Below are 23,610 nucleotides of genomic sequence, written 5' to 3'. Positions count from 1 at the left end.
CGGACAGGGGACAATGGACGTGTGAGCGAACCGACCTTCATCATCCCGCTGTGGGCCGATCTGCTGGGCGTCGGGCTGGGTGGCATCCAGGGAGCGATGTTCGCCTCCGGCTTTCAGGGGCAGCGACGCCTCGACTGGCTCGGCGTGGCGATCATCGGCATCATGATCGGCATGGGCGGCGGTCTCATCCGCGACCTCATGATCGGTCAGCCTCCGGCGACGCTGCAGAACAACTGGTATCTGGTGACGGCGGCGGGGGCCGCCCTGTTCGGGATGCTGCTCGCCGGCGTGTTCAACAGGATCAACATCTTCATCGTCGTGCTCGACGCCGTCGTGATCGGCATGTTCGGCGCGTTCGGCGTCAGCAAGGCCATCGCCTTCGGCATCCCGGTCGTGCCCGCGGTCTTCATCGGCGTCTGCGCAGCGGTCGGCGGCAGCGTGCTGCGCGACATGCTGATGGGGCTGCCGGTCGCCATCATGCACGTCGGATCGCTCTACGCGGTCGCCGCCGGTGTCGGCTGCACCTTCATCGTCGTGGCACACGCGTGGGGCATGAGCATCACGCTGGCCGCGGTGATCGGCATCGTCGTGACCGCCGTGATCCGGGTGCTCTCGGTGGTCTTCGACCTGTCGCTGCCCGAGCAGCGCCGACTCCACCGCCGCAAGGTGGCCGCCGAGACCGGGATGATCCCGATCATCAAGCCGTGAGCCTGCGTTCTGCCGCACCCGGGTGCGGCAGAATGGCCGCGTGTTCCATGTGATGTTCCATCAGCCCCTCATCCCGCCCAACACCGGCAACGCCATCCGCATGGTCGCTGCCACGGGCGCGGCGCTGCACCTGGTGGAGCCCCTCGGCTTCGATCTGAGCAACGCGCACCTGCGCAGGGCCGGGCTCGACTACCACGACCTGTCGCGGGTGTACGTGCACTCCGACTTCGATGCCGCCGTCGACTTCGTCACCCGGCACGGAACCGGTCGCATCTACGGGTTCACCGGCAGGGCGCAGCGGTCGTTCTCCGAGGTCGCCTACGAACCGGGCGACACCCTGCTGTTCGGCACCGAGACCACGGGACTGCCCGACGAGGTGCTCGTCGATGTTCGACTGGCCGACACGGTGCGGATCCCGATGCTCGACGGCATCCGCTCGCTCAACCTGTCGAACTCGGCCGCCGTCGCGGCGTACGAGGCCTGGCGACAGCACGACTACGCCGCGATGCCCGAGGGCTGGCTGCCGCCGCACCCCACCGGCACCGCGGCGGTCGAACACCCCTGACGGCGGCAGTGCCCGCCGGCCGGATCAGACCGCGGCGAGCTCGCCGGCCGCCTCACGGGTGCGGATCGAGCGGTTCACGCACGACACGATCGCCTTCAGACTCGCGGTGGAGATGTCGCCGTCGATGCCGACGCCCCACAGGCGCTGGTCGTCGACCTGAAGCTCGACGTAGGCGGCCGCCTGCGCGTCACCACCACTCGACATCGTGTGCTCGACGTAGTCGTACAGCGAGATGTCGAAGCCGCGCTCACGCAGGACCTCGATGAAGGCCGCGATGGGTCCGTTGCCGGTCCCGGCGGTGGCCACCGACTCCTCACCGTCACGCAGCACGACATCCAGCGACACATCGCCGGTCATGTCGCTGCGGGTCTGGGTGCCCAGCAGCTCGAAGCGCCCCCACTTGGCGGAGTCGTCATCGGCCGGCAGGTACTCGTCGGTGAAGATCGACCAGATCTGCTCGCTGGTCACCTCACCGCCCTCGGCATCGGTCTTCGCCTGCACGACCCCCGAGAACTCGATCTGCAGCTTGCGCGGCAGATCGAGGGCGTGATCGGCCTTCAGCAGGTAGGCCACCCCGCCCTTGCCCGACTGCGAGTTCACCCGGATGACCGCCTCATACGAGCGGCCGAGGTCCTTCGGGTCGACCGGCAGGTACGGCACGGCCCACTCGATCTCATCGACCGAGACGCCCTCGGCCTCGGCCTTCGCCGCCATCGCCTCGAAGCCCTTCTTGATGGCGTCCTGGTGCGATCCGCTGAACGCGGTGAAGACCAGGTCACCCGCCCACGGGCTGCGCTCGGGCACCGGCAGCTGGTTGCAGTACTCGACGGTGCGTTTGACCTGATCGATGTCGCTGAAGTCGATCTGCGGATCGATGCCCTGCGTGAACATGTTGACGCCCAGGGCGATCAGGTCGACGTTGCCGGTGCGCTCGCCGTTGCCGAACAGGCATCCCTCGATGCGGTCGGCACCGGCCAGGTAGCCGAGCTCGGCGGCGGCGACAGCGGTGCCGCGGTCGTTGTGCGGGTGCAGCGACAGGATCACGTTCTCACGGTGCGCCAGGTGACGGTGCATCCACTCGATCGAGTCGGCGTACACGTTGGGTGTCGCCATCTCGACGGTGGCCGGCAGGTTGATGATCACCTTGCGGTCGGGCGTGGGCTGCAGGATCTCGAGCACCTCGTTGCACACCTCGACGGCGTACTCCAGTTCGGTGCCGGTGTAGCTCTCGGGCGAGTACTCGTAGTAGACCTCGGTGTCGGGAACGGTCTTCTCGTACTGCTTGCACAGCCGGGCGCCCTCGAGTGCGATCTGCTTGACACCCTCGCGGTCGGACCGGAAGACGACCTCGCGCTGCAGCACGCTGGTGGAGTTGTAGAAGTGCACGATCGCCTGCTTGGCGCCGACGATCGACTCGTAGGTGCGGGCGATCAGGTGCTCGCGCGCCTGCGTCAGCACCTGGATCGTCACGTCGTCGGGGATCAGGTCCTCTTCGATCAATTGCCGGACGAAGTCGAAGTCGGTCTGGCTGGCCGACGGGAAACCGACCTCGATCTCCTTGTAGCCCATGCTGACGAGCAGCTCGAACATGACCCGCTTGCGCTCCGGCGACATGGGGTCGATCAGGGCCTGGTTGCCGTCGCGCAGGTCGACCGCGCACCAGCGCGGCGCCTCGGTGATGCGCTTGCCGGGCCAGGTGCGGTCGGGCAGGTCGAAGATGATCTGCTCGTGGAAGGGCCGGTACTTGTGGACCGGCATCGAGGAGGGCTTCTGGGAGTTCTTCATGATGGGGCTTCTTCTTCGTCAAAGGAAATGTGTCAGGCCAACACGAGCGCCGCGACGAGAAAGGCCTGTCAGATCAGGACTCGCCGCGGCAGCTAAGGAGAAGCAGACCGCCCAGAGGCATGCGTCGATGCTAACACCATGCTGAGCACATTGCTCACCACGGGCACCGATCCGGCCTCAGGGGATCAGCGCGAGCTTGCCCCCGGGATGCCCGGTGGCCAGCAGGCGGTGCGCGGCGCGGGCCTGGTCGAGGGGGAACTCGCCGGCCATCGGCACGGTCAGCCGCCCCGTCTCGGCGAGCTCCGCCAGATGCTCGCGCACCGTGTCGCGGAAGCGCGCGCTGTCGGGCATCGAGCCGGCGATCGCCCGGAAGCCGTGCTGCTTCGCGGCGGCCGGAGCGGCGATCGTCACGATCCTCGACCGATCGGCCACGAGGCCGAGGGATGTCGCGACCGCCTCGTCCGTGCCCACGGCGTCCAGCGCCGCGTCGACGACCGACGCACGCTCGGATGCCAGTGCGGCGGCGACACGGTCGGAGAGACCGTCGCCGTACTCGACCGGGATGCCGCCGAACCGGCTCACGACATCGAACCGCGCACGGCTCGCCGTGCCGATCACCCGGACGCCCTTCATCGCGGCCTGCTGCAGCACGCTGACGCCCACCGCCCCGGATGCACCGTGCAGCAGCACCGTCTCACCCGGTTCGGCGCGCACGACGTCGAGCATCTCGGCGGCCGTCGTGCCTGCCAGCAGCAGGTTCGCGGCCTCGGCATGCGTCAGAGTGCCGGGCTTGCGCAGCACCTTCTCCGCGGGCACGGTCAGCTCAGTGGCGTAACCCCCGCGCACCCGGAAGGCGATCACCTCGTCACCGACGGCGACCGGCCCCGTCACGATCTCGGTCTGCGGCCCCACCGCCGTGACGACGCCAGACACCTCGTACCCGATGGGTGCAGGCAGATCGACACCGGTGCGAGCTCGCGCGACATGCTTGGCATCCGCGGGGTTCACACCCGCGGCGCGCACCTGAATCGTGATCTCACCGGCGCCGGGCATCGCGGGCGAGTACTCCTCGAACACCCAGTCCTCTGGTGCGCCCCAGGTGGGGGCGACCCAGCGCCGCGCCATCAGAACCCGAGCCGACCGAGCTGCTTGGGGTCGCGCTGCCACTCCTTGACGACCTTGACGTGAAGTTTGAGGAACACGCGGGTGCCGAGCAGCTCCTCGATGCCGGCCCGCGCCGTGGCGCCGACGTCACGCAGCCGCGCCCCCTTGCGGCCGATGATGATGGCCTTCTGACTGTCGCGCTCGACGACGATCGATGCGTACACGTCGGTGATGTCACCGTCCTCGCGCGGCTCGACGTCATCGACCACGACGGCGATCGAGTGCGGCAGCTCATCGCGCACACCCTCCAGCGCCGCCTCGCGGATCATCTCGGCGATGCGGTCCTCGTCGGACTCGTCCGTGACGACGCCGTCCTCGTACAGGCGCGGCCCCATCGGCATGAGCTGCAGCATCTCGTCGGCGAGCACATCCAGCTGCTCGCGGGTGAGCGCCGAGAGCGGGATGACCGCCGCCCAATCCTCGCGCAGCGAGTCGACCTCCATGAGCCGCTCGACGATGTCGTCCTTGTCGGCGACGTCCGTCTTCGTGACGATCGCCACCTTCCTCGCCCGCGGGTAGCCGTCGAGAGAGGCCGCGATCCGCCGGTCCCCCGGGCCGACCTTCTCGGTCGCCGGCACGCAGAACCCGATCACATCCACGTCGCCGAGCACCTGCTCGACGAGATCGTTCAGCCGTTCACCGAGCAGCGTGCGCGGCTTGTGGATGCCGGGGGTGTCGACGATCACGAGCTGTCCGTCCGGGCGGTTGAGGATGCCCCGGATCGCCCGCCGCGTCGTCTGCGGCTTCTCGCTGGTGATGGCGATCTTCTCGCCGACCAGAGCATTGGTCAGCGTGGACTTGCCGACGTTCGGCCTGCCGACGAAGGTCACGAATCCGCTGCGAGTCTGCTCAGTCATGTCGTTCTTCTCCGTCGGTCGCGTCGATCAGGAACGTATAGGGGGCGCGCTCGACGAACACGGTGGCGATGCCGCGCCCGCGCCCGCGCGATGCACCACCGGTGAGCACGAGGCCCTCCACCGTGACCGTCGCTCCGGGCTGCGGGATCTGACCGAGCGCCTTGCCGAGCAGACCGCCGATCGAATCGACGTCCTCGTCGTCGAGCTCGATGCCGAACAGGTCGCCGACGTCTTCGAGCGGCAGGCGGGCGTTCACCTTGTAACGACCGTCTCCCAGCTCGACGAAGTCCGCGGGACCGCGGTCGTACTCGTCCGAGATCTCGCCCACCAGCTCCTCGATGAGGTCCTCGAGCGTCACGAGACCCGAGACTCCCCCGTGCTCGTCGATCACCATGCACACGTGCACGGCGTCGCGCTTCATCTGCTGCAGCAGACTCTCGGCGCGCATCGACTCCGGCACGAACACGGCGGGTCGTGCGATGGGCCGCACCGGCCTGCCCCGCCACGCGCTCTCGTCGCGGTAGGCGAACTGCACGAGGTCCTTCAGGTAGAGCACGCCGATGACGTCATCGGCGTCGCCGTCGACCACCGGCATGCGCGACACGCCCGTACGCAGGAACAGGGTCATCGCCTCGGTCGCCGTCGCATCGGCATCCACCGTCATCATCTCGGTGCGCGGCACCATGACGGCACGCACGAACTGATCCGTGAAGTCGAACACGGAGTGGATGAGATCGCGGTCGTCCTCCTCGATGAGGGCGTTCGACGCGGCCTCGTCGACCATGCTCAGCAGCTGCTCCTCCGACGCGAACGAGCTGCGCCCCGTGCCGGGCGTCACGCGCTGCCCGGCATTGACGAGCGCCTGCGCGAGCGGACCGAGCAGGATGCGCATGCCCCGCACCACCGGAGCCCAGGTGCGCAGCATCCGCGCCGCGTGCAGCCGGCCGAACGAGCGCGGACTGGCACCGACGAGCACGAAGGTGATGCCGGTCATCAGCACGGCGGCGGCGAGCATCGCCCACCAGATGCTGGGCAGCAGCGAGTCCAGCGCGACCGTGACGAGCACGGCCGCCGTCGTCTCGGCCAGCACGCGGATGAACGCCACGGCGTTGACATGGGGCGCGGGGTCTTCGGCGATACGCTGCAGGGCCGACGCGTTGCGCCCCTCGGACGCCAGCGCCTCGAGGTCGGAGTTCGAGCTGACCGAGAACGCGGCGTCCACCGCCGCCATCAGACCGCCGAAGGCGACCAGCAGCACGGCCGCCGCGAGGAGTATGGCCGGGGTCATCGTCGTCGTTCGGCCTGCGCGAATCCCTCGATCAGCGACCGCTGCAGCCCGAACATCTCACGCTCCTCGTCGGGTTCGGCGTGGTCGAAGCCCAGCAGGTGCAGCAGGCCGTGCGTGGTGAGCAGGATGAGCTCGTCCATCAGCGAGTGGCCGGCGGTCTGCGCCTGCGACTCGGCCACCTGCGGGCACAGCACGATGTCGCCCAGCAGCCCGGGCGGCGTGGGGTGGTCGGGGGTGCCGGGGCGCAGCTCGTCCATCGGGAAGCTGAGCACATCGGTGGGACCGGGCTCGTCCATCCACTGCACGTGCAGCGATTCCATCGCGCCCTCATCGACCAGCACGATCGCCACCTCGGCATCGGCACTGACGTTCAGCTGCGCGAGGTTGAAGTCGGTCAGGCGCTGCAGCACCGTCTCGTCGACGTCGATCGCGGACTCGTTGTTGATCTCGATCATGAGAGTGCTCGTTTCGTCAAGACAGGCCTCGCTTCGGCATCCGGTCCCTGGGGTTCTGGCGTGCGCCGCCGCGCCGGTCGGCCCGGTTCGCGAACTGGTGCGCTTGCTCGCGCTCGTGTCGCGCGGCGGTGCGCTGCTCGTCGTACTCGCTGTACGCGTCGACGATGCGCCCGACCAGCGAATGCCGCACGACGTCATCGCTGGTGAGCCGGGCGAAGTGGATGTCATCGATGTCGCTGAGCACCCTGGTCACCAGTCGCAGACCGGATGCCCCGGTGGGCAGGTCGATCTGCGTGATGTCACCGGTGACGACCATCTTCGTGCCGAACCCGAGACGGGTGAGGAACATCTTCATCTGCTCGGGTGTGGTGTTCTGCGCCTCGTCGAGCACGACGAAGGAGTCGTTCAGGGTGCGGCCGCGCATGTACGCCAGCGGGGCCACCTCGATCGTCCCGGTGGCCATCAGCCGGGGCACGACCTCGGGATCCATCATCTCGTTGAGCGCGTCGTACAGCGGACGCAGGTACGGATCGATCTTGTCGTTCAGCGAACCGGGAAGGAATCCGAGTCGCTCCCCCGCCTCGACCGCCGGGCGGGTGAGGATGATGCGCTGAACCTCTTTGCGCTGCAGCGCCTGCACGGCCTTCGCCATCGCCAGGTAGGTCTTTCCCGTGCCGGCGGGACCGATGCCGAACACGACGGTGTTCTGCTCGATCGCGTCGACGTACTCCTTCTGACCGAGGGTCTTCGGCCGGATCACGCGTCCACGGGTCGCCAGGATCGCCTCGCCGAGCACTTCGCTCGGACGCGGGCCGTCATCGCGCCGCAGGATGCGCGCGGAGTGCTCCACGTCGCTGGGCGCCAGATCGTGTCCCGAGCGGGTCATCTCGATCAGCTCATCGACGAGGTGCCTGGCCTCGGCGACATCGCCGCGGTCGCCGCCGAGGACGATCTCGTTGCCGCGCACCATCACCTGCACGCGCGGATGCTGCTTCTCGAGCATGCGCAGCAGGCGGTCCTGCGGGCCGAGCAGCTGCACCATCGCGATGCCGTCGACCGAGATGCGCTCGGTGTGCTCCGGCTGCGCGGGGAACTGCGGTGTCGGTTCGTCAGAATCCAACGAGCTTGCCCTCCTCGATATTGCCCAGCACGTGGGCGTGCACGTGGAAGACCGACTGGCCCGCCCTCGCGCCGTTGTTGAAGATCAGACGATACTCGCCGTCGGCGTGCTCGTCGGCGATCTGCTTGGCCAGCGCCACCATCTCGGCGAGCAGCCCCGGGTCGCCCGCCGCGAGTTCGGTCACGTCGCGGTACTGCTCGGTGACGGGGATCACCAGCACGTGCAGCGGCGCCTGCGGGTTGATGTCGCGGATCGCGAACACCCGCTCGGTGCGGGCGATGAAGTCGCCGGGGATCTCCCCGTTCAGGATGCGCGTGAAGATCGAGGGTTCGGTCATGGATGCCAGTCTAGTTAGCGCACCGGGTGGCGGCACCCGCCCTCACCAGCGCCCGAGGACGCCGGAGAGCACGGCGATGGCCGCCGGGCCCGCCGTGGAGGTGCGCAGCACGGTGTCCCCCAGGCGCACGCTCTCCGCGCCGGCCGCCTCCAGCTTCTCGAGCTCCTCCGGGCTGATGCCGCCCTCGGGGCCCACGACGAGTACGATGTCGCGCTCATCGGGTCGGATGCCCGTGAGCGGCGACTGCGCGGTGGGGTCGAGCACCAGCATCCGATGCGTCGCGGCGAGCCGGGCGAGCTGTCCGGTGCTGCTCACCTCGGTGACCGAGGGCACCCATGCGCGGTGCGCCTGCTTCGCGGCCTCGCGCACGATCGTCTGCCAGCGATCGCGTCCCTTGGCCGCCTTCGGACCCTCCCAGCGCGAGACGCTGCGCGACGCCTGCCACGGCACGATCTCATCGACGCCGAGCTCGCACGCGGCCTGCACGGCGAGCTCGTCGCGGTCGCCTTTCGCGAGCGCCTGCGCCAGCGTGATTCGCGACGTCGGCTGCTGCTGCACGGTGCGGGCGGTGACGCGCACATCGACCTGCGAGGCCGAGACGTCTTCGACCGTGCCCTCCAGCCAGACGCCGGAGCCGTCTCCGATCGTGACCGCCTCACCGACCCGCACCCTGCGCACCACCGAGGCGTGCTTCGCCTCGCTGCCGGTCAGAGTGAGCAGTTCGCCCTCGACGAGGTCGGTACAGGTGGGGACGATGAAATGCAATGCCATGATCAGTGGCCCCGGAAGCGATCGCGGAGCTTCGAGAACAGCCCCTGCTGGAACTGCGCCAGCTTGGGCGCGGGAGCCTTCGTCTTCTTCGCGAAATCCTCGATCAGCTTGCGCTGCGCGCCGTCGAGGCGCGTCGGTGTGAGCACCTGCACACCGACGCGCAGGTCACCGCGCTGGCTGCCGCGCAGCGGCGTGATCCCCCGGCCGGAGATCGTCAGCACATCACCGGACTGCACGCCGGCGCGCACCTCGAGATCCACCGTGCCGTCGAGCCCGTCGATCGTCGTGCTCGTGCCGAGGATGGCATCGGTCATCGATACCTCGAGCGTTGCGAGCAGATCATCGCCCTCGCGGCTGAACACCGGGTGCGGAGCGACGGAGACCTCGACGTACAGGTCGCCGTTCGGGCCGCCCGCCCTGCCGACCTCACCGGAGCCCGGCAGCTGCAGGCGCAGTCCAGTCTCGACGCCGGCGGGGATGTCGAGCGAGACGGTGCGCCGCGAGCGCACCCGGCCCTGACCCGCGCACGATCCGCACGGGTACGGGATGGTGGTGCCGAAGCCCTCGCAACTGCCGCATGGCTGGGTGGTGACGACGTTGCCGAGCAGGCTGCGCACCTGTCGCTGCACGTGTCCGGTGCCGCCGCAGACGTCGCAGGTCACCGGCGAGGTGCCCGGCTGGCAGCAGCTGCCCTGGCAGGTCTCGCACAGCACCGCCGTGTCGACCTCGATGTCACGGTGCACCCCGAAGACCACGTCGCCGAGGTCGAGATCGACCCGCACGAGGGCGTCCTGGCCGCGTTCGCGGCGCGACCGCGGGCGAGCGCCGCGACCGCCGCCGGCGGCGCCGAAGAACGTCTCGAAGATGTCGCCGAAGCCGCCGAAGCCCCCTCCGAAGCCGCCGTTCTCGTCACCGCCCATGTCGTAGCGACGGCGCGAGTCCTCGTCGCTGAGCACGTCGTAGGCGTGCGTGACCAGCTTGAACCGCTCTGCGGCGTCCTCCCCCGGGTTCACATCGGGGTGCAGCTGCCTGGCCAGCTTTCGGTAGGCCTTCTTGATCTCGTCCTGCGACGCGTCCCTGGACACCCCGAGAACTTCGTAATGGTCCGCCACGATCACCTTTCTGCGTGTGCGTGCGTGAGTCTTCCGGCGCCCGCGTCAGCGAGCGGCCTCGTCGTCGTCGAGCATCCGCGACAGGTAGCGGGCCACGGCCCGCGCCGCCGCGAGGTTGCTCGGATAGTCCATCCGGGTGGGGCCCATCACCCCGACCCGCGCGGTGCCACCGGGCGCCGCGTAATTGCTGGCCACGATCGATGCCTCGCCGAGCCCGAACGGGGCGTTCTCGGTGCCGATGCTCGTCGCCAGCCCGTGCTCATCGGTGACCATCTCGCTCATCAGCCGCAGCAGGGTGACCTGCTCCTCGATGGCCTCGAGCAGCGGATGGATGCTGCCGCGGAAGTCGTGCTCCCGACGGGCGAGCGTCGCAGCCCCCGCCATCACCAGCCGCTCCTGCCGGAACTCCGCGAGCTCCTCCGAGATCACCGCGGTGAGAGCGCTGAGAGCGGGATGCAGGCGGATGCCCGGGGACCCTGGCTCGGGTTCGCTGAGCGCCAGCATCCGCTCGCTGGCATCGCCGACCGCCCGTCCCACGACGAGCGACAGCAGCTGCGCGCGCAGCAGCGCGACATCGGTCTCGTCGAGATCGATCGGCAGCGGCGCGATGCGCTGCGACACCCCGCCGGCATCGGTCACGATCACGACCAGCATGCGGTTCGGTGCCAGTGCGACCAGCTCCAGATGACTGATGTGCGCCCGCGCGAACGACGGGTACTGCGCGAGCGCGACCTGGCCGGTGAGCTGCGTGAGCACGCGCACGGTGCGCGCCATCAGGTCATCGAGATCGCCCGGGGTGCCGAGGAAGGATTCGATGGCGTTGCGCTGGCCCGGGGACAGCGGACGCAGCTGCGCCAGGTGGTTCACGAAGACGCGGTACCCCTTGTCGGTCGGCACGCGCCCCGACGACGTGTGCGGCGCGACGATCAGCTCTTCATCCTCGAGCAGCGCCATGTCATTGCGGATGGTCGCCGCCGACACGCCGAACGCGTGCCGCTCGACGATCGACTTGCTGCCGACCGGCTCATGGGTCGCCACGTAGTCCTGCACGATCGCGCGGAGAACCTCTAGCCCTCGCTCTGTGACCATCATCCCTCCCGCTGGCACTCGAACCGGTCGAGTGCCAATCCTACCCCGCTCAGCCGGACCCTCCTCGAAGACGGCGCGCCGTCACTCCGTCAGGGCGCGCACGACGGCATCCGCCAGCAGCCGACCGCGCAGGGTCAGGCGCACGCGCTTGTCGCGCAGGGCGGATGCCGGATCGACGAGTCCATCGGAGATCAGTTCCGCCACCCGCTCGCGGTGCGCCTCTGCGATCTCGTCGATCGGCAGACCCTCGGCGAGCCGGCTGAGCAGCAGCACGCGCTCGAGCGTGCGCGCCTCCGGGTCGGGCCGTTCGCGGCCGGCGGCCGGCGACTCGCCCAGGTCCAGTCGCTGCGCGTACGCGGCGGGGTGCTTGACGTTCCACCAGCGCAGGCCGGCCACGTGACTGTGCGCTCCAGGCCCGAATCCCCACCAATCCGATCCGCGCCAGTAGGCGAGGTTGTGCCGGGATGCATGCACGGACTGCGTACCGTGGCCGGGCCCCTTGGCCCAGTTGCTGACCTCGTACCAGTCGAAGCCCGCCGCCGCGAGGCGCGCGTCGGCGAGCTCGTACATGTCGGCCTGCAGATCGTCGTCGGGCGCCGGCACCTCGCCGCGACGGATCTGCCGCGCGAGCTTGGTGCCGTCCTCGATGATCAGCGCGTAGGCCGAGACGTGGTCCGGCTCGAGCGCGATCGCGGCCTCCAAGGACCGCTCCCAATCGACGAGCGATTCGCCGGGAGCGCCGTAGATCAGGTCGACGCTCACGTCGAGCCCGCCATCCCGCGCCGCCCGCACTGCCGTGCCGACGTTCTCGGGTCGGTGCGTGCGATCGAGGGCGGCCAGCACGTGCGGCACGGCGGACTGCATGCCGATCGACAGCCGGTTCACACCGGCATCCACCAGCGTGCGCACCACGTCGTCTGTCACCGTGTCTGGATTGGCCTCGACCGTCACCTCCGCGCCGTCGCGGATGCCGAACGCGTCTACGGCCGCGCGGAGCATCCGCGCGAGGTCGCCGGGTGGCAGCAGCGTCGGCGTGCCTCCGCCGAAGAAGACGGTGTCGAGCGGACGGAGGCCGTCCCTCTCGGCGAGCACGTCGCGGGCCAGCGCGATCTCGCGGATCAGCGTATCGGCGTACTGGTCCTGGCTCGTGCCACGCAGCTCGGTCGCCGTGTAGGTGTTGAAGTCGCAGTACCCGCAGCGCACCCGGCAGAACGGCACGTGCAGGTAGGCCGAGAACGGCACGGCACGATCGACGGGCAGATCGGCCGGGAGCCTGCCGTCGGTGGGCGCGGGGTCACCCAGCGGAAGGGCGCCGGGCATCAGATGGGCGTCGCATACAGCGGCGAGATCGCCCGCAGGTACCGGGCGAACAGCTCTTTGCGGCGGCGCTTCACCATGCCGGGCAGCCGGTAGAGCAGCGCCACGGGCGCGTCGAACGCGCGCACGGTGAACCACACCTCGTCGGTGTCCTCATGCCAGTAGAGATCGAACGACTCCTCGCCGCTGACCACCGAACCGCCGACCGTGCCCAGCACGAAGCCGACACGGCGACGCTCCTCGGTCACCGAGATCACACGCAGCTCACCGTCGGCGCGCATGCCCTTCACACGCCCCCGCAGCCTCAGCGTCATACCGGGTGCCGCGAACGGCGTGCCCTCGGCGTCGAAGCGCTGCTCCTGCTCGTTGCGGTTGGGGGCGATCGGAGCGCCCTCCGCATCGAAGCTGATGCCCGTGTAGGCAGCCCCCGCGGCCGGGCGCACATCCGAGAGCTCGAGGCCGGCCGCGCGCTGGGCCGTCCACGACAACAGGGCCTCGGCCGCCGTGTGGAACCGCTCCTCGCCGCTGCCGATCCGCCACGACTCCTCGGCCGGTGTGCTGCGCTCCGGCGGATACTGCATCAGGTCCGGGGCATGGGTGGCCCCGACCGCTGCATAGTCGACCGTGCCTTCTCGGAATGTCCCGCGACGCATGATTTCCAGACTACCCAGGCGAACCTGGATGATCGCCCGCTCCCTACTTCTTGTCCTTGCCCTCGACGTCGCCCGACAGCGCGGCGATGAACGCCTCCTGGGGGACCTCGACGCGACCGACCATCTTCATGCGCTTCTTGCCCTCCTTCTGCTTCTCGAGCAGCTTGCGCTTGCGGCTGATGTCACCGCCGTAGCACTTGGCGAGCACGTCCTTGCGGATCGCGCGGATGGTCTCGCGGGCGATGATGCGGGCGCCGATCGCGGCCTGGATCGGCACCTCGAACTGCTGACGCGGAATGAGCTTGCGCAGACGCTCGGCCATGAGGGTGCCGTAGGCGTACGCCTTCTCCCTGTGCACGATCGAGCTGAACGCGTCGACCTTGTCGCCCTGCAGCAGGATGTCGACCTTCACGAGGTCGGCCTCCTGACGCCCGTCGGGCTCGTAGTCGAGGGAGGCGTACCCCTGCGTCTTCGACTTGAGCTGGTCGAAGAAGTCGAAGACGATCTCGCCGAGCGGCATGCGATAGCGCAGCTCGACGCGCTCCTCCGAGAAGTACTCCATGCCCAGCAGCGTGCCGCGCCTCGACTGGCACAGCTCCATGACGGTGCCCACGTAGTCCTTCGGCAGCAGGATCGCCGTCTTCACCATCGGCTCCGACACCGTGGCGACACGCCCGTCGGGGTACTCGCTCGGGTTGGTGACGACGACCGTCTCGCCGGTATCGGTGGTCACCTCGTAGATCACGCTGGGCGCGGTGGTGATCAGGTCGAGCCCGAACTCGCGCGACAGCCGCTCGGTGACGATCTCGAGGTGCAGCAGGCCGAGGAAGCCGCAACGGAATCCGAAGCCGAGCGCGACCGAGGTCTCGGGCTCGTACTGCAGCGAGGCGTCGGAGAGCTTCAGCTTGTCGAGGGCCTCGCGCAGCTCGGCGTAGTCGCTGCCGTCGATCGGGTAGATGCCCGAGAACACCATCGGCTTCGGGTCGGTGTAGCCCGCGAGGGCTTCGGATGCCGGGCCACGGGCCGTCGTGACGGTGTCGCCGACCTTCGACTGGCGCACATCCTTCACCCCGGTGATGAGGTAACCGACCTCACCCACGCCGAGGCCCTTGGACGGGATCGGCTCGGGGCTGGAGACCCCGATCTCGAGCAACTCGTGGGTCGCCTTCGTCGACATCATCTGCACGCGCTCGCGGGGCGTGAGCTGCCCGTCGACCATGCGCACGTAGGTGACGACACCGCGATAGGAGTCGTACACCGAGTCGAAGATCATCGCCCGCGCCGGCGCGTCGGGGTCTCCGACCGGGGCCGGGATGTCGCGCACGATGCGGTCCAGCAGGTCCTCGACGCCGAGCCCGGTCTTGCCCGACACCCGCAGCACGTCGTCGGGGTGGCCGCCGATGAGGTCGGCGAGCTCTTTCGCGTACTTGTCGGGGTCTGCCGCCGGAAGGTCGATCTTGTTGAGCACGGGGATGATGTGCAGGTCGTTCTCGAGCGCGAGATACAGGTTCGCCAGTGTCTGCGCCTCGATGCCCTGGGCGGCATCGACGAGCAGGATCGCGCCCTCGCACGCCGCCAGCGACCGCGAGACCTCGTAGGTGAAGTCGACGTGACCGGGGGTGTCGATCATGTTGAGCGCGTATGTGCCCTCGGCATCGGACCAGGGCATCCGCACCGCCTGGCTCTTGATCGTGATCCCGCGCTCGCGCTCGATGTCCATGCGGTCGAGGTACTGCGCACGCATGTCACGATCCGCTACCGATCCGGTGACCTGCAGCATGCGGTCGGCAAGGGTCGACTTGCCGTGATCGATGTGGGCGATGATGCAGAAATTGCGGATCTGCGTGGCCGGGGTCGCGGCGGGCGAGAGCGGAGTGAGAGCGCGGGGTGACATGTGGTCCTTGGGGCGTCCGAAAGGGTTCCGACAAGTCTACGTTCCGGGTGACCCAATCCCCATTCGTGCTCAGTGGTGATAGTCTCGCGAAGTTGCCCGCGCAGTGTTTCCCGACCTCGGGGCATACGACTCCGTCACAGCTCCCGGTGCTGTCGGCGTGCGCAGGGAACGGGATGATGCTTGAATGGCTTCCCGACTCAGCGTTGCGTCGGAGATCCCGCGCGTGGCTGTAGAAGAGAAAGAATCAACACCTTGATCAAGTATCTCGTGCGCCGGGCACTCGGCTGGCTGCTGATGATCGTGGTCGCGACCAACGTCACCTACTTCTTGGCATGGTCCTTCCTCGATCCGCGAAGCAACTACGTCGGCCGCAAACCACCACTCTCCCCCGAGCAGATCGAGGGTCTGCTCGGACCGCGAAACCTCAGCGAGACGACTCCGCTGATCGAACGGTGGTGGAACTGGTTCTCGGGGATCATCTTCCGATGGGACTGGGGTGTGAGCCCCACGGGCGGCTCGGTCAACGACGAGATCGCCTACCGCATGTGGATCAGCGCCGAGCTGGTGCTCGGTGCGACGATCATCGCCACCGTCATCGGCATCGCGGTCGGTGTGTACACGGCATCACGCCAGTACAAGCTGGGTGACCGCATCTGGCAGGCCGTGTCGATCGTGACGATGAACGTCAACATCATCGTGGCCGGCCTGGCCATCGTGATCCTCGCGATCAACTTCAACAACTGGGTCGGCACCCGCGTGTTCTATGTCACCGGCTCATCCAGCCCCGGGGTCACCGGGTTCTTCCCGGTGCTCATCGACACCCTGCAGCATCTCGTGCTGCCGACCATCGCACTGGTGATCATCAGCTACGCCGGAACGCACTTCCTGCAGCGCTCCCTGCTGCTCGACAACATCAACGCCGATTACGTGCGCACGGCCCGGGCCAAGGGCCTGACCAAGCAGCAGGCCATCCGCCGACACGCGCTGCGCACCTCGCTCATCCCTGTCGCCACGCAGGTCGCCTTCTCGATCCCCGCGATCTTCACCGGCGGCATCCTGACCGAGACGATCTTCGCCTGGCAGGGCATGGGTCGCTACTTCCTGACAACCATCAACACCAACGACGTGCACGGTGTTGTCGCGGTCGCCGCCTTCGGCGCCGTGCTGACCGCGATCGGCGCCATCCTGTCCGATATCGCCGTCGTGGTTCTCGACCCGCGAGTGAGGGTGAGCTGATTATGAGCACCGACACCATCGATCCGTCCGTGCAGCCCCCGGTCGGCCCGGACACCACCGCAGAGCGCATCCCCGACAAGCAGCTGTCCAAGTGGACGCTGTACACGCGGCGGTTCATGCGCAACAAGCCCGCCGTCGGCGGCATCGTGATCTTCGTCGTGCTGGCGCTGTGCTCGATCATCGTGCCGATCTTCTCGCCGTACACGGTGACCGACATGGACTTCCTGAACCTGTCGACCGGCCCCTCGGCCGAGCACTGGTTCGGCACAAATGCCTCGGGCAACGACACGTTCACACAGACCTTCGTCGGTCTGCAGCGCTCGCTGATGATCGCCGTCGTCGTCTCGGTGGGCGTCACGGCGATCTCGGCGATCGTCGGCACGGCGGCGGCCTACTTCGGCGGTCGCGTCGAACGGGTCACCCTCGTGATCATCCACTTCTTCATGGTGGTTCCCACCTTCCTGATCCTCGCCCTCGTCTCGAACGACTCGGGCGGAGACTGGCGGGTCATCTCGATCGCGCTGATCTTCACCGGATGGTTCTTCCCGGCGCGCGTCATCTGGACCATGGCGCTCTCGCTGCGCGAGCGCGAGTACGTCGACGCCGCCCGCTACATGGGTGTGCGCGGCATGCGCATCGTGATGCGCCACCTGCTGCCGAACATCGGCTCGCTGCTGGTGATCAACTTCACCTTGGGCGTCGTCGCGGCCGTGATGACCGAGACCGGCCTGTCGTTCATCGGCATGGGCGTGAAGATCCCCGACGTCTCGCTGGGCTCGCTGATCGGCGAGGGCGCGGCCAGCGTGACCAGCGCGCCCTGGCTGTTCTACTTCCCCGCCGCCGCGCTGACGCTGCTGACCGTGTCGATGGCCCTGATGGCCGACGGTCTGCGCGACGCGCTCGATCCCACTTCGGCGGCAGGAGGCCGCGCATGAGCACCTCAGCACGCACGAACACCCCCGCAGGCACCGTCCTGTCCGTCCGCGACCTCAAGGTCAGCTTCGCCTCCGAAGCCGGCCGCGTGGACGCCGTCCGCGGCGTGTCCTTCGACCTCGAAGCGGGCAAGACCCTCGGCATCGTCGGCGAGTCCGGGTCGGGCAAGTCGGTCACATCGCTGGCCATCATGGGATTGCTCGACGAGAACGCCAAGGTCACCGGATCGATCCAGTTCGAGGGCCAGGAACTGCTGGGCAAGACTGACAAGCAGATGTCGGTCATCCGTGGCAACGGCATGGCGATGGTCTTCCAGGACCCGCTGACCTCGCTGACGCCGGTGTTCACGGTCGGCGACCAGCTGATCGAAGCGCTCACCACGCACCGGAACCTCTCGAAGCAGGAGGCCTGGGACCGCTCGCTCGAGCTGCTGAGCCTGGTCGGCATCAGCGAGCCCGAGAAGCGCATGAAGTCGTTCCCCCACGAGTTCTCGGGCGGAATGCGTCAGCGCGTGGTCATCGCCATCGCGATGGCGAACAACCCGCGCCTGATCATCTGCGACGAGCCGACCACCGCGCTGGATGTGACCATCCAGGCGCAGATCCTCGACCTGATCGAGAAGGCTCAGAACGAGTCGGGCGCCGCGGTGATAATGATCACGCATGACATGGGCGTGGTCGCGCGCACCGCAGACGATGTGATGGTGATGTACGCGGGAAAGCCCGTCGAGCACGCGCCGGCCCACGAGCTGTTCCACCGCACCCGCATGCCGTACTCGATCGGCCTGCTCGGCGCCATCCCGCGCGTCGACAAGGTCGAGAAGGAACCGCTGATCCCGATCAAGGGCAATCCGCCGCTGCTGATCGACCTTCCCGACGCCTGCCCGTTCGCCTCGCGCTGCCCGATCGCCGTGGCGGCCTGCACGACGCGCGAACCCGATCTCGAGCCCGTCGCCACCGGCAGCGGTGAGCCCCACCTCGCCGCGTGCATCCGCGCGGGAGACATCGACAACGACGGACTCATCGGCGGTCTGCCGGTGTACCCCGTCGAGCGCGTACCCGAGAGCGACCTCACCCGCACCCCGCGCGAGGAGCGTCCGGTGACGCTCGAGGTGCGCAACATGGTCAAGACCTTCCCGCTGACCAAGGGCGCATTCTTCAAGCGCAAGGTCGGCGAGGTGCACGCGGTCAAGGGCATCAGCTTCGACGTGCGCGAGGGCGAGACGATGGCCATCGTCGGCGAGTCCGGCTCTGGCAAGACCACGACGCTGCTGCAGATCATGGACTTCGTCAAGCAGGACGAGGGCGACATCATCATCGCCGGCACCAGCGTGAACGGTCTGCACGACCGCAAGCTCGAGCGCAAGCTGCGGCGCGACATCCAGATCGTGTTCCAGGACCCGATGGGCGCCCTCGACCCGCGCATGACCGTCAGCGATGTCATCGCCGAGCCGATGCGCGCGATCGGCATGCCGAAGGAGCAGGTGCACGCCCGCGTGCAGGAGCTGATGGATTTGGTGGGCCTGAACCCCGCCCACCGCGATCGCTTCCCCGGTGCGTTCTCCGGCGGTCAGCGGCAGCGCATCGGCATCGCCCGCGCCCTGTCGACCAATCCGAAGATCGTGGTGCTCGACGAGCCGGTCTCGGCGCTCGACGTGTCGATCCAGGCCGGTGTCATCAACCTGCTCGACGAGCTGAAGGTCAAGCTGGGCCTGTCGTACCTGTTCGTGGCGCACGACCTCTCGGTCATCCGTCACATCGCTGATCGGGTCGCCGTGATGTACCTCGGCGAGTTCGTGGAGCACGGCGACGTCGACGAGGTGTTCGACAACCCGCAGCACCCGTACACGCAGGCCCTGCTGTCGGCGATCCCGGTGCCGGATCCCGACGTGGAGCGCACCAGGCAGCGCGTCGTGTTCGACCCCGAGACGATGTCGACCAAGCCTGCGACGGTCTGACCACCGTCGACGGTGACGATCTGGTCACGGTCTCGCGATGCTCGATCACCGTCCCATAACGGTTAGCCGGGATTCACTGTAGGCGGCCGAAAAGTCATGGAACGACAACTATCCTCCCCTTATGACACGCCGAAAGGCGAAAGGAGCACCATGAAGCAGCAGAAGCTGATGGGAGCGCTGGCACTCACCGGCGCTTTCGCACTCGTCCTCACGGGCTGTGCCTCTGACTCCGGTAACACCGGAGACAAGGACGGCGGTGACAAGCCGGCAGAGACGTCGGCCGCGGATTACAACCCCCAGCCGCGCGAGAACCTCAAGGAAGGTGGCACGGTCAACTTCCCGATCGCAGAGATCCCGGAGCAGCTCAACTCGTTCAACGGTGACGCGAGCTCAAGCACGGCAATCGTCGCCGCGTGGTACATGCCCCAGATCCTGCTGCAGGAGCCGGACGGCACGCCCTACAAGCACGACGCGTACCTCGACGCGTGGGACATCGAGACGGTCGACGGCAACACCCAGATCACCTTCACCTTCACGGAAGAGGCGACCTGGAACGACGGGACCCCGATGGACTGGACCGCCATCGACGCCACGTGGAAGGCCAACCGCTCGATCGAGGAGGGCTTCGTCCCGAACGCGACCGACGGCTACAAGCAGATCAAGACGGTCGAGCAGGGTGACACCCCCAAGACCGCGATCGTGACCTTCGACGGCGAGTTCGCCTGGCCGCAGATGCCGTTCCTCACCGGTGTGATCCACCCGGCGCTGGCCGACGCGGACAAGTTCAACACGGCGATGATCGACAACCCGCACGCCGAGTGGGGTGCCGGTCCGTACACGATCGACGAGTTCGACGCCAACAAGGACTTCATCTCGTTCAAGCCGAACGAGAACTGGTGGGGCGACAAGCCCATGCTCGACAAGGTCACCTTCACGGGCATGGACTCGCAGGCCTCGATCAACGCGTTCAAGAACGGTGAGATCGACCAGGTCGGCGTCGCCACCAAGGACCGTCTCGCACAGGTCGCCGACATGGACGGCATCACGATCCACCGTGCGCAGCGCACCGCGAACAACCTGCTCCAGGTCGACGCAGAGAAGCCGCAGTTCGCTGACGTCAAGGTGCGTGAGGCGTTCTTCCTCGCTGTCGACCTCGAGCAGCAGAAGAAGATCGCGTGGAACGGCCTCGACTACACCGAGGAGCCCGCGGGCTCGTTCACGCTGTTCTCGTTCCAGCCGGGTTACCACAACTCGCTGGAGAAGGCCGGCTACGAGTTCAACGTCGAGAAGGCGAAGAGCCTGCTCGACGAGGCCGGCTGGACCGAGGGCGAGGACGGCATCCGTGAGAAGGACGGCGTGAAGCTGTCGGTCACGTACCCGGTCTTCAGCGACGACCCGACCCAGAAGGCTCTCGCGCAGTCGCTGCAGACCATGGAGAAGGCCGTCGGCATCGAGCTGAAGGTCGACGTCCGTCCGTCGAACAAGTTCGCCGAGGACTACAACTCGAAGAACTGGGATGCTGTGAGCCTCGGCTTCACGTCGTCCGACCCGTTCGGTGCGGCCTGGTTCTGCCAGCTGTACTGCCAGGACATGGGCCTGAACCTCTCGGGCGTGCAGACGCCTGAGATGGACGCGCGCATCAAGGAAGAGGTTGAGTCGCTCAACACCCCCGAGGAGCAGACCGCTGCGGCGATGGACCTCGAGGTCGAGATCTTCCAGGACTGGGGTCTGATCCCGACCTACAACGGTCCGTCGATCACCGCCGTCAAGGACGGTCTGGCCAACCTGACCCCCGAGCCCTACACGGGTCTTGACCTGTTCGGTGTTCAGCCGGTCGAGAACGTCGGCTGGGAGAAGTAAGCACTTCTGCACTCTCTGAAGCGGGGCCGGTGGTTCATCCACCGGCCCCGCTTTCCTATGCTGGAGGGGTGACACCACAGGTCGTCCTCGTCCACGGCATCCGCACCTCCGCGACGATGTGGCGCTCCCAGCTGGCGTGGCTCGACGCGCACGACGTGCCGGCGCGGGCCCTCGACCTGCCGGGTCACGGTGCGCGCATGACGGAGACGTTCACCCTCGACGGCGCGCTGCGCACGATTGATGAGGCGGTGCGAAATGCCGCCGAGCACGGACCCGTGCTGCTGGTGGGACATTCCATGGGTGGCCTGCTGAGCCTGGAGTACACCGGCGGCGCCGACCACACCCCGGTGGCGGCTCTGATCGCGGCCTCGTGCACCGCGCTCCCCCGCGGTGCCGCGCTGCGCGCGTATCGCACACTCGCCGGTGCGCTCGACCGCCTCCCCGACCGCGGAGTGTGGCTGGCGGAGCAGGTGCTGAATGCCACCATCCCACCCGAGACGCGGGCCGATTTCGCCGCCGGCGGTTACGCCCTGGACGCGCAGGATGTCGCGCTGAAGAGCCTCTCGTCACTGGACCTGATGCAGGCGGTGGGCCGCATCGACGTGCCGCTGTGGTTCGTGAACGGCCAGTTCGATCAGCTGCGCGCTCACGAGGCCCTGTTCACCCGTCTCGCGCCGCATGCCGAGCTGATCGTGGTGCCGCGCACCTCGCACCTGGTCACGGCGATGCGGCCACGGGTGTTCAACGCGGTGCTGCAGCTGGCACTGGCTGTCGTGCACGAGCGGTCATGAGCCCACCGGCGACCGAGAGGATCGCGGCCATCACGAACACCAGCCAGAAGCCGCCCACCATCGCGACGAAGAGCGCGCCGAGAACGGGCCCGATCAGCTGACCGAGCGCCGCGGTGACGTTGACGATGCCGAGGTCTCGGGCGTGGTCCCGCTCGTCAGGCAGCAGATCGGTGGCGAAGGCGAGACCGGCGGTCGAGAACGCACCGTAGCCGACGCCCATCAGCGCGGCCGCCACCATCGTCATCTCGAATGTCGGCACCAGCACGATCGCGACGCCCGACAGCGCCTGCACGAGAGTGGCGAGCACGGTCAGCCCGCGCCGTCGTCCCGTGCGGTCGGAGATCAGGCCGACGAGCACCGAGGCGAGCACGACGAAGACCGTGTAGACGATGATGAGCAGCAGCAGGTTGTCCTGGGCCTGCGCGTTCGGCTGGCCGAGTCCGTGCAGCAGGAAGAACAGGAACAGCGCCGTGCCGAGGGCGTTCCCGACATTGGCGACCAGGCGACCGCCGAGCATCCACGCGAAGTCGCGGTCGCGCAGTGATGCCAGGCGCGGCCGGCGCGCGGTGCGCTCGGGCACCTCCGCGGCAGTGGCGGGCGGATCGGGAAGCAGCAGAGCGGCCGTTGTGCCGATCACGGCGATGATCCCGGCAAGCAGCAGATATCCGGCCGTCACCCCCAGTCCCAGCAGCACGACGAGGCCCACACCGACGACGATGCCGACGGCCTGGCTGGAGCTGATCACCGATGAGGCCGCGCCGCGCTGCGCGGCGGGGAGCTGATCGGCGATGAGTGCGGTGAATGCGGCGGATGCCACGGCGATGCCGACCGACACGCCGACCCAGCACGCGCCGACGAGCCATGGGCCCTCGGCCCCGCCGGTGAGCGCGAGGCAGATCGCGGCGACCCATACGCCGAGCAGCGCCCACGGCCGCCTGCGGCCCCGCGCACCACGGGAGCGATCGGAGAGTGCGCCGGCAGCCGGACCGGCGATCACTCCGGCGAGGCCGCCGATGCCGAGCACGAAGCCCGACGAGACGACCCCGCGGATCCAGTCGTCGTCGGCGGTGTCGAGCTGCAGGGGAAGCAGCAGCTGCACAGGGGTCAGCTGGACAGTCCAGATGGCCAGCCAGGCCAGGGTGAACAGGGTCATCCATCGCGCGCCGGCGCGGCGGGTGGGGTGCAGGGCGGTCATGCGCTCTCCTGTGACGTCTTCGTCGTTCGGGTAAGTCGATGCTGACACAGGTTCAGTCCAAGTGCTGGTAACATTGGCTCTTGGCTTGCGTGTGGGTTCGTCCCTCACGACCGCTGTACGGCGCCCCTCTCTCGTCTGCAGCATCCGATCACCATCCAGACAGAAAGCGTCCACACGTGGCAAACATCAAGTCGCAGATCAAGCGCAACAAGACCAACCTGAAGGCTCAGGAGCGCAACCGCGCCGTCAAGAGCGAGCTGAAGACCCTCGTCCGCAAGACCCGCGAGGCCGTCGTGGCCGGCGACAAGGAGGCCGCTGAGGCCGCCCTCAAGGTCGCGTCCGTCAAGCTCGACAAGGCCGTCAGCAAGGGCGTCGTGCACAAGAACCAGGCGAGCAACCGCAAGTCGGCCATCGCCAAGCAGGTCGCCGCGCTCTGACACGCCGCGCTCTGACACAGAGACTCTGAAAGGCCCGTCCCGTTCGCGGGGCGGGCCTTCTGCATGGGCCTCGAGTCTGCCGTCGG

The 23,610-nt window shown here is 68.0% G+C and carries 22 protein-coding genes; 8 read left to right on the top strand and 14 right to left on the bottom strand.

The annotated features are described in order from the left end of the window. Window positions 1–21: 21 nt before the first annotated feature. Together WDU99_RS01215 and WDU99_RS01210 are read left to right on the top strand one after the other, a co-directional pair. A complete protein-coding gene (locus WDU99_RS01215; RefSeq protein ID WP_337330610.1) occupies window positions 22–708 on the top strand; it encodes a trimeric intracellular cation channel family protein in 687 nt (228 codons plus the stop codon). Window positions 709–748: 40 nt separating this feature from the next. Next, the gene (locus WDU99_RS01210) at window positions 749–1,273 is read left to right on the top strand and encodes a tRNA (cytidine(34)-2'-O)-methyltransferase (RefSeq protein WP_337330609.1); all 525 of its coding nucleotides are present in this window, start codon (window positions 749–751) and stop codon (window positions 1,271–1,273) included. A 24-nt stretch (window positions 1,274–1,297) separates the two neighbouring features. On the opposite strand, the gene leuA is transcribed toward WDU99_RS01210, so the two are convergent. The 13 genes from leuA to lepA all read right to left on the bottom strand — a co-directional run bounded on the left by leuA (window position 1,298) and on the right by lepA (window position 15,115). Further along, window positions 1,298–3,058: a 2-isopropylmalate synthase gene (gene leuA, locus WDU99_RS01205; RefSeq protein WP_337330608.1), complete on the bottom strand. Its 1,761-nt coding sequence runs from the start codon at window positions 3,056–3,058 to the stop codon at window positions 1,298–1,300. A 177-nt stretch (window positions 3,059–3,235) separates the two neighbouring features. Then, window positions 3,236–4,183, bottom strand: a complete 948-nt coding sequence (locus WDU99_RS01200; RefSeq protein ID WP_337330607.1) for a quinone oxidoreductase family protein — start codon at window positions 4,181–4,183, stop codon at window positions 3,236–3,238. Next, a complete protein-coding gene (gene era / locus WDU99_RS01195; RefSeq protein WP_337330606.1) occupies window positions 4,183–5,079 on the bottom strand; it encodes a GTPase Era in 897 nt (298 codons plus the stop codon). The genes WDU99_RS01200 and era overlap by 1 nt, the downstream gene beginning before the upstream one ends. After that, window positions 5,072–6,367, bottom strand: coding sequence for a hemolysin family protein (locus WDU99_RS01190; protein WP_337330605.1), 1,296 nt, complete (start codon window positions 6,365–6,367; stop codon window positions 5,072–5,074). The genes era and WDU99_RS01190 overlap by 8 nt, the downstream gene beginning before the upstream one ends. Next, window positions 6,364–6,822, bottom strand: coding sequence for an rRNA maturation RNase YbeY (gene ybeY, locus WDU99_RS01185; protein WP_337330604.1), 459 nt, complete (start codon window positions 6,820–6,822; stop codon window positions 6,364–6,366). The genes WDU99_RS01190 and ybeY overlap by 4 nt, the downstream gene beginning before the upstream one ends. Window positions 6,823–6,838: 16 nt before the next feature. Continuing rightward, window positions 6,839–7,864 carry a PhoH family protein gene (locus tag WDU99_RS01180; RefSeq protein ID WP_337330758.1) on the bottom strand — a complete coding sequence of 342 codons (1,026 nt, stop codon included), beginning with the start codon at window positions 7,862–7,864 and terminating at the stop codon, window positions 6,839–6,841. Between the two features lie 67 nt (window positions 7,865–7,931). Then, the gene (locus tag WDU99_RS01175) at window positions 7,932–8,279 is read right to left on the bottom strand and encodes an HIT domain-containing protein (protein WP_337330603.1); all 348 of its coding nucleotides are present in this window, start codon (window positions 8,277–8,279) and stop codon (window positions 7,932–7,934) included. 42 nt (window positions 8,280–8,321) lie between these two features. Further along, window positions 8,322–9,050 (bottom strand): 16S rRNA (uracil(1498)-N(3))-methyltransferase, encoded by a 729-nt coding sequence (locus WDU99_RS01170; RefSeq protein WP_337330602.1) that lies wholly within the window; start codon window positions 9,048–9,050, stop codon window positions 8,322–8,324. Between the two features lie 2 nt (window positions 9,051–9,052). Next, window positions 9,053–10,162: a molecular chaperone DnaJ gene (dnaJ, locus tag WDU99_RS01165; protein WP_337330601.1), complete on the bottom strand. Its 1,110-nt coding sequence runs from the start codon at window positions 10,160–10,162 to the stop codon at window positions 9,053–9,055. 45 nt (window positions 10,163–10,207) lie between these two features. Next, a complete protein-coding gene (gene hrcA / locus WDU99_RS01160) occupies window positions 10,208–11,251 on the bottom strand; it encodes a heat-inducible transcriptional repressor HrcA (RefSeq protein WP_337330600.1) in 1,044 nt (347 codons plus the stop codon). Window positions 11,252–11,332: 81 nt separating this feature from the next. Further along, the gene (gene hemW / locus WDU99_RS01155; protein ID WP_337330599.1) at window positions 11,333–12,571 is read right to left on the bottom strand and encodes a radical SAM family heme chaperone HemW; all 1,239 of its coding nucleotides are present in this window, start codon (window positions 12,569–12,571) and stop codon (window positions 11,333–11,335) included. Further along, window positions 12,571–13,221: a DUF1990 family protein gene (locus WDU99_RS01150; protein ID WP_337330598.1), complete on the bottom strand. Its 651-nt coding sequence runs from the start codon at window positions 13,219–13,221 to the stop codon at window positions 12,571–12,573. The genes hemW and WDU99_RS01150 overlap by 1 nt, the downstream gene beginning before the upstream one ends. Window positions 13,222–13,264: 43 nt before the next feature. Beyond that, window positions 13,265–15,115, bottom strand: a complete 1,851-nt coding sequence (lepA, locus tag WDU99_RS01145) for a translation elongation factor 4 (protein WP_337330597.1) — start codon at window positions 15,113–15,115, stop codon at window positions 13,265–13,267. Between the two features lie 252 nt (window positions 15,116–15,367). On the opposite strand from lepA, the gene WDU99_RS01140 reads away from it, so the two are divergent. The 5 genes from WDU99_RS01140 (at window position 15,368) to WDU99_RS01120 (ending at window position 21,892) form a co-directional block, all read left to right on the top strand. Then, a complete protein-coding gene (locus WDU99_RS01140) occupies window positions 15,368–16,351 on the top strand; it encodes an ABC transporter permease (RefSeq protein ID WP_337330596.1) in 984 nt (327 codons plus the stop codon). A gap of 2 nt (window positions 16,352–16,353) precedes the next feature. After that, a complete protein-coding gene (locus WDU99_RS01135) occupies window positions 16,354–17,286 on the top strand; it encodes an ABC transporter permease (RefSeq protein ID WP_337330595.1) in 933 nt (310 codons plus the stop codon). After that, window positions 17,283–19,241, top strand: coding sequence for an ABC transporter ATP-binding protein (locus tag WDU99_RS01130; RefSeq protein WP_337330594.1), 1,959 nt, complete (start codon window positions 17,283–17,285; stop codon window positions 19,239–19,241). Before WDU99_RS01135 ends, WDU99_RS01130 begins: the two co-directional genes overlap by 4 nt. A gap of 150 nt (window positions 19,242–19,391) precedes the next feature. Next, window positions 19,392–21,101, top strand: a complete 1,710-nt coding sequence (locus WDU99_RS01125) for an ABC transporter family substrate-binding protein (protein ID WP_337330593.1) — start codon at window positions 19,392–19,394, stop codon at window positions 21,099–21,101. A gap of 68 nt (window positions 21,102–21,169) precedes the next feature. Next, complete coding sequence (locus WDU99_RS01120) at window positions 21,170–21,892, top strand: alpha/beta fold hydrolase (protein ID WP_337330592.1); 723 nt, start codon at window positions 21,170–21,172, stop codon at window positions 21,890–21,892. Here the strand turns inward: WDU99_RS01120 and WDU99_RS01115 are convergent. Next, window positions 21,843–23,231, bottom strand: coding sequence for an MFS transporter (locus tag WDU99_RS01115; RefSeq protein ID WP_337330591.1), 1,389 nt, complete (start codon window positions 23,229–23,231; stop codon window positions 21,843–21,845). The genes WDU99_RS01120 and WDU99_RS01115 overlap by 50 nt on opposite strands. Window positions 23,232–23,263: 32 nt before the next feature. Here WDU99_RS01115 and rpsT point away from each other — a divergent pair, with 32 nt between their 5' ends. Further along, window positions 23,264–23,524 (top strand): 30S ribosomal protein S20, encoded by a 261-nt coding sequence (gene rpsT / locus WDU99_RS01110; protein ID WP_337330590.1) that lies wholly within the window; start codon window positions 23,264–23,266, stop codon window positions 23,522–23,524. The last annotated feature ends 86 nt before the right edge of the window (window positions 23,525–23,610 follow it).

Source organism: Microbacterium bandirmense, from assembly GCF_037204185.1.
Taxonomy (GTDB): Bacteria; Actinomycetota; Actinomycetes; order Actinomycetales; family Microbacteriaceae; genus Microbacterium; species Microbacterium bandirmense.
Note: the sequence above shows the minus strand (reverse complement) of the source record. Positions and strands in the feature narration are given on the sequence as shown.

Excerpts from the sequence above, each read along its gene's own strand:
- WDU99_RS01130 (WP_337330594.1), top strand. The coding sequence starts at position 17,283 with ATGAGCACCTCAGCACGCACGAACACCCCCGCAGGCACCGTCCTGTCC.
- WDU99_RS01115 (WP_337330591.1), bottom strand. The coding sequence starts at position 23,231 with ATGCTGCAGACGAGAGAGGGGCGCCGTACAGCGGTCGTGAGGGACGAA.
- WDU99_RS01180 (WP_337330758.1), bottom strand. The coding sequence starts at position 7,864 with ATGGTGCAGCTGCTCGGCCCGCAGGACCGCCTGCTGCGCATGCTCGAG.
- leuA (WP_337330608.1), bottom strand. The coding sequence starts at position 3,058 with ATGAAGAACTCCCAGAAGCCCTCCTCGATGCCGGTCCACAAGTACCGG.
- WDU99_RS01200 (WP_337330607.1), bottom strand. The coding sequence starts at position 4,183 with ATGGCGCGGCGCTGGGTCGCCCCCACCTGGGGCGCACCAGAGGACTGG.
- hemW (WP_337330599.1), bottom strand. The coding sequence starts at position 12,571 with ATGCCCGGCGCCCTTCCGCTGGGTGACCCCGCGCCCACCGACGGCAGG.
- lepA (WP_337330597.1), bottom strand. The coding sequence starts at position 15,115 with ATGTCACCCCGCGCTCTCACTCCGCTCTCGCCCGCCGCGACCCCGGCC.
- WDU99_RS01175 (WP_337330603.1), bottom strand. The coding sequence starts at position 8,279 with ATGACCGAACCCTCGATCTTCACGCGCATCCTGAACGGGGAGATCCCC.
- WDU99_RS01190 (WP_337330605.1), bottom strand. The coding sequence starts at position 6,367 with ATGACCCCGGCCATACTCCTCGCGGCGGCCGTGCTGCTGGTCGCCTTC.
- WDU99_RS01170 (WP_337330602.1), bottom strand. The coding sequence starts at position 9,050 with ATGGCATTGCATTTCATCGTCCCCACCTGTACCGACCTCGTCGAGGGC.
- WDU99_RS01125 (WP_337330593.1), top strand. The coding sequence starts at position 19,392 with ATGAAGCAGCAGAAGCTGATGGGAGCGCTGGCACTCACCGGCGCTTTC.
- era (WP_337330606.1), bottom strand. The coding sequence starts at position 5,079 with ATGACTGAGCAGACTCGCAGCGGATTCGTGACCTTCGTCGGCAGGCCG.
- WDU99_RS01150 (WP_337330598.1), bottom strand. The coding sequence starts at position 13,221 with ATGCGTCGCGGGACATTCCGAGAAGGCACGGTCGACTATGCAGCGGTC.
- hrcA (WP_337330600.1), bottom strand. The coding sequence starts at position 11,251 with ATGGTCACAGAGCGAGGGCTAGAGGTTCTCCGCGCGATCGTGCAGGAC.
- ybeY (WP_337330604.1), bottom strand. The coding sequence starts at position 6,822 with ATGATCGAGATCAACAACGAGTCCGCGATCGACGTCGACGAGACGGTG.
- WDU99_RS01135 (WP_337330595.1), top strand. The coding sequence starts at position 16,354 with ATGAGCACCGACACCATCGATCCGTCCGTGCAGCCCCCGGTCGGCCCG.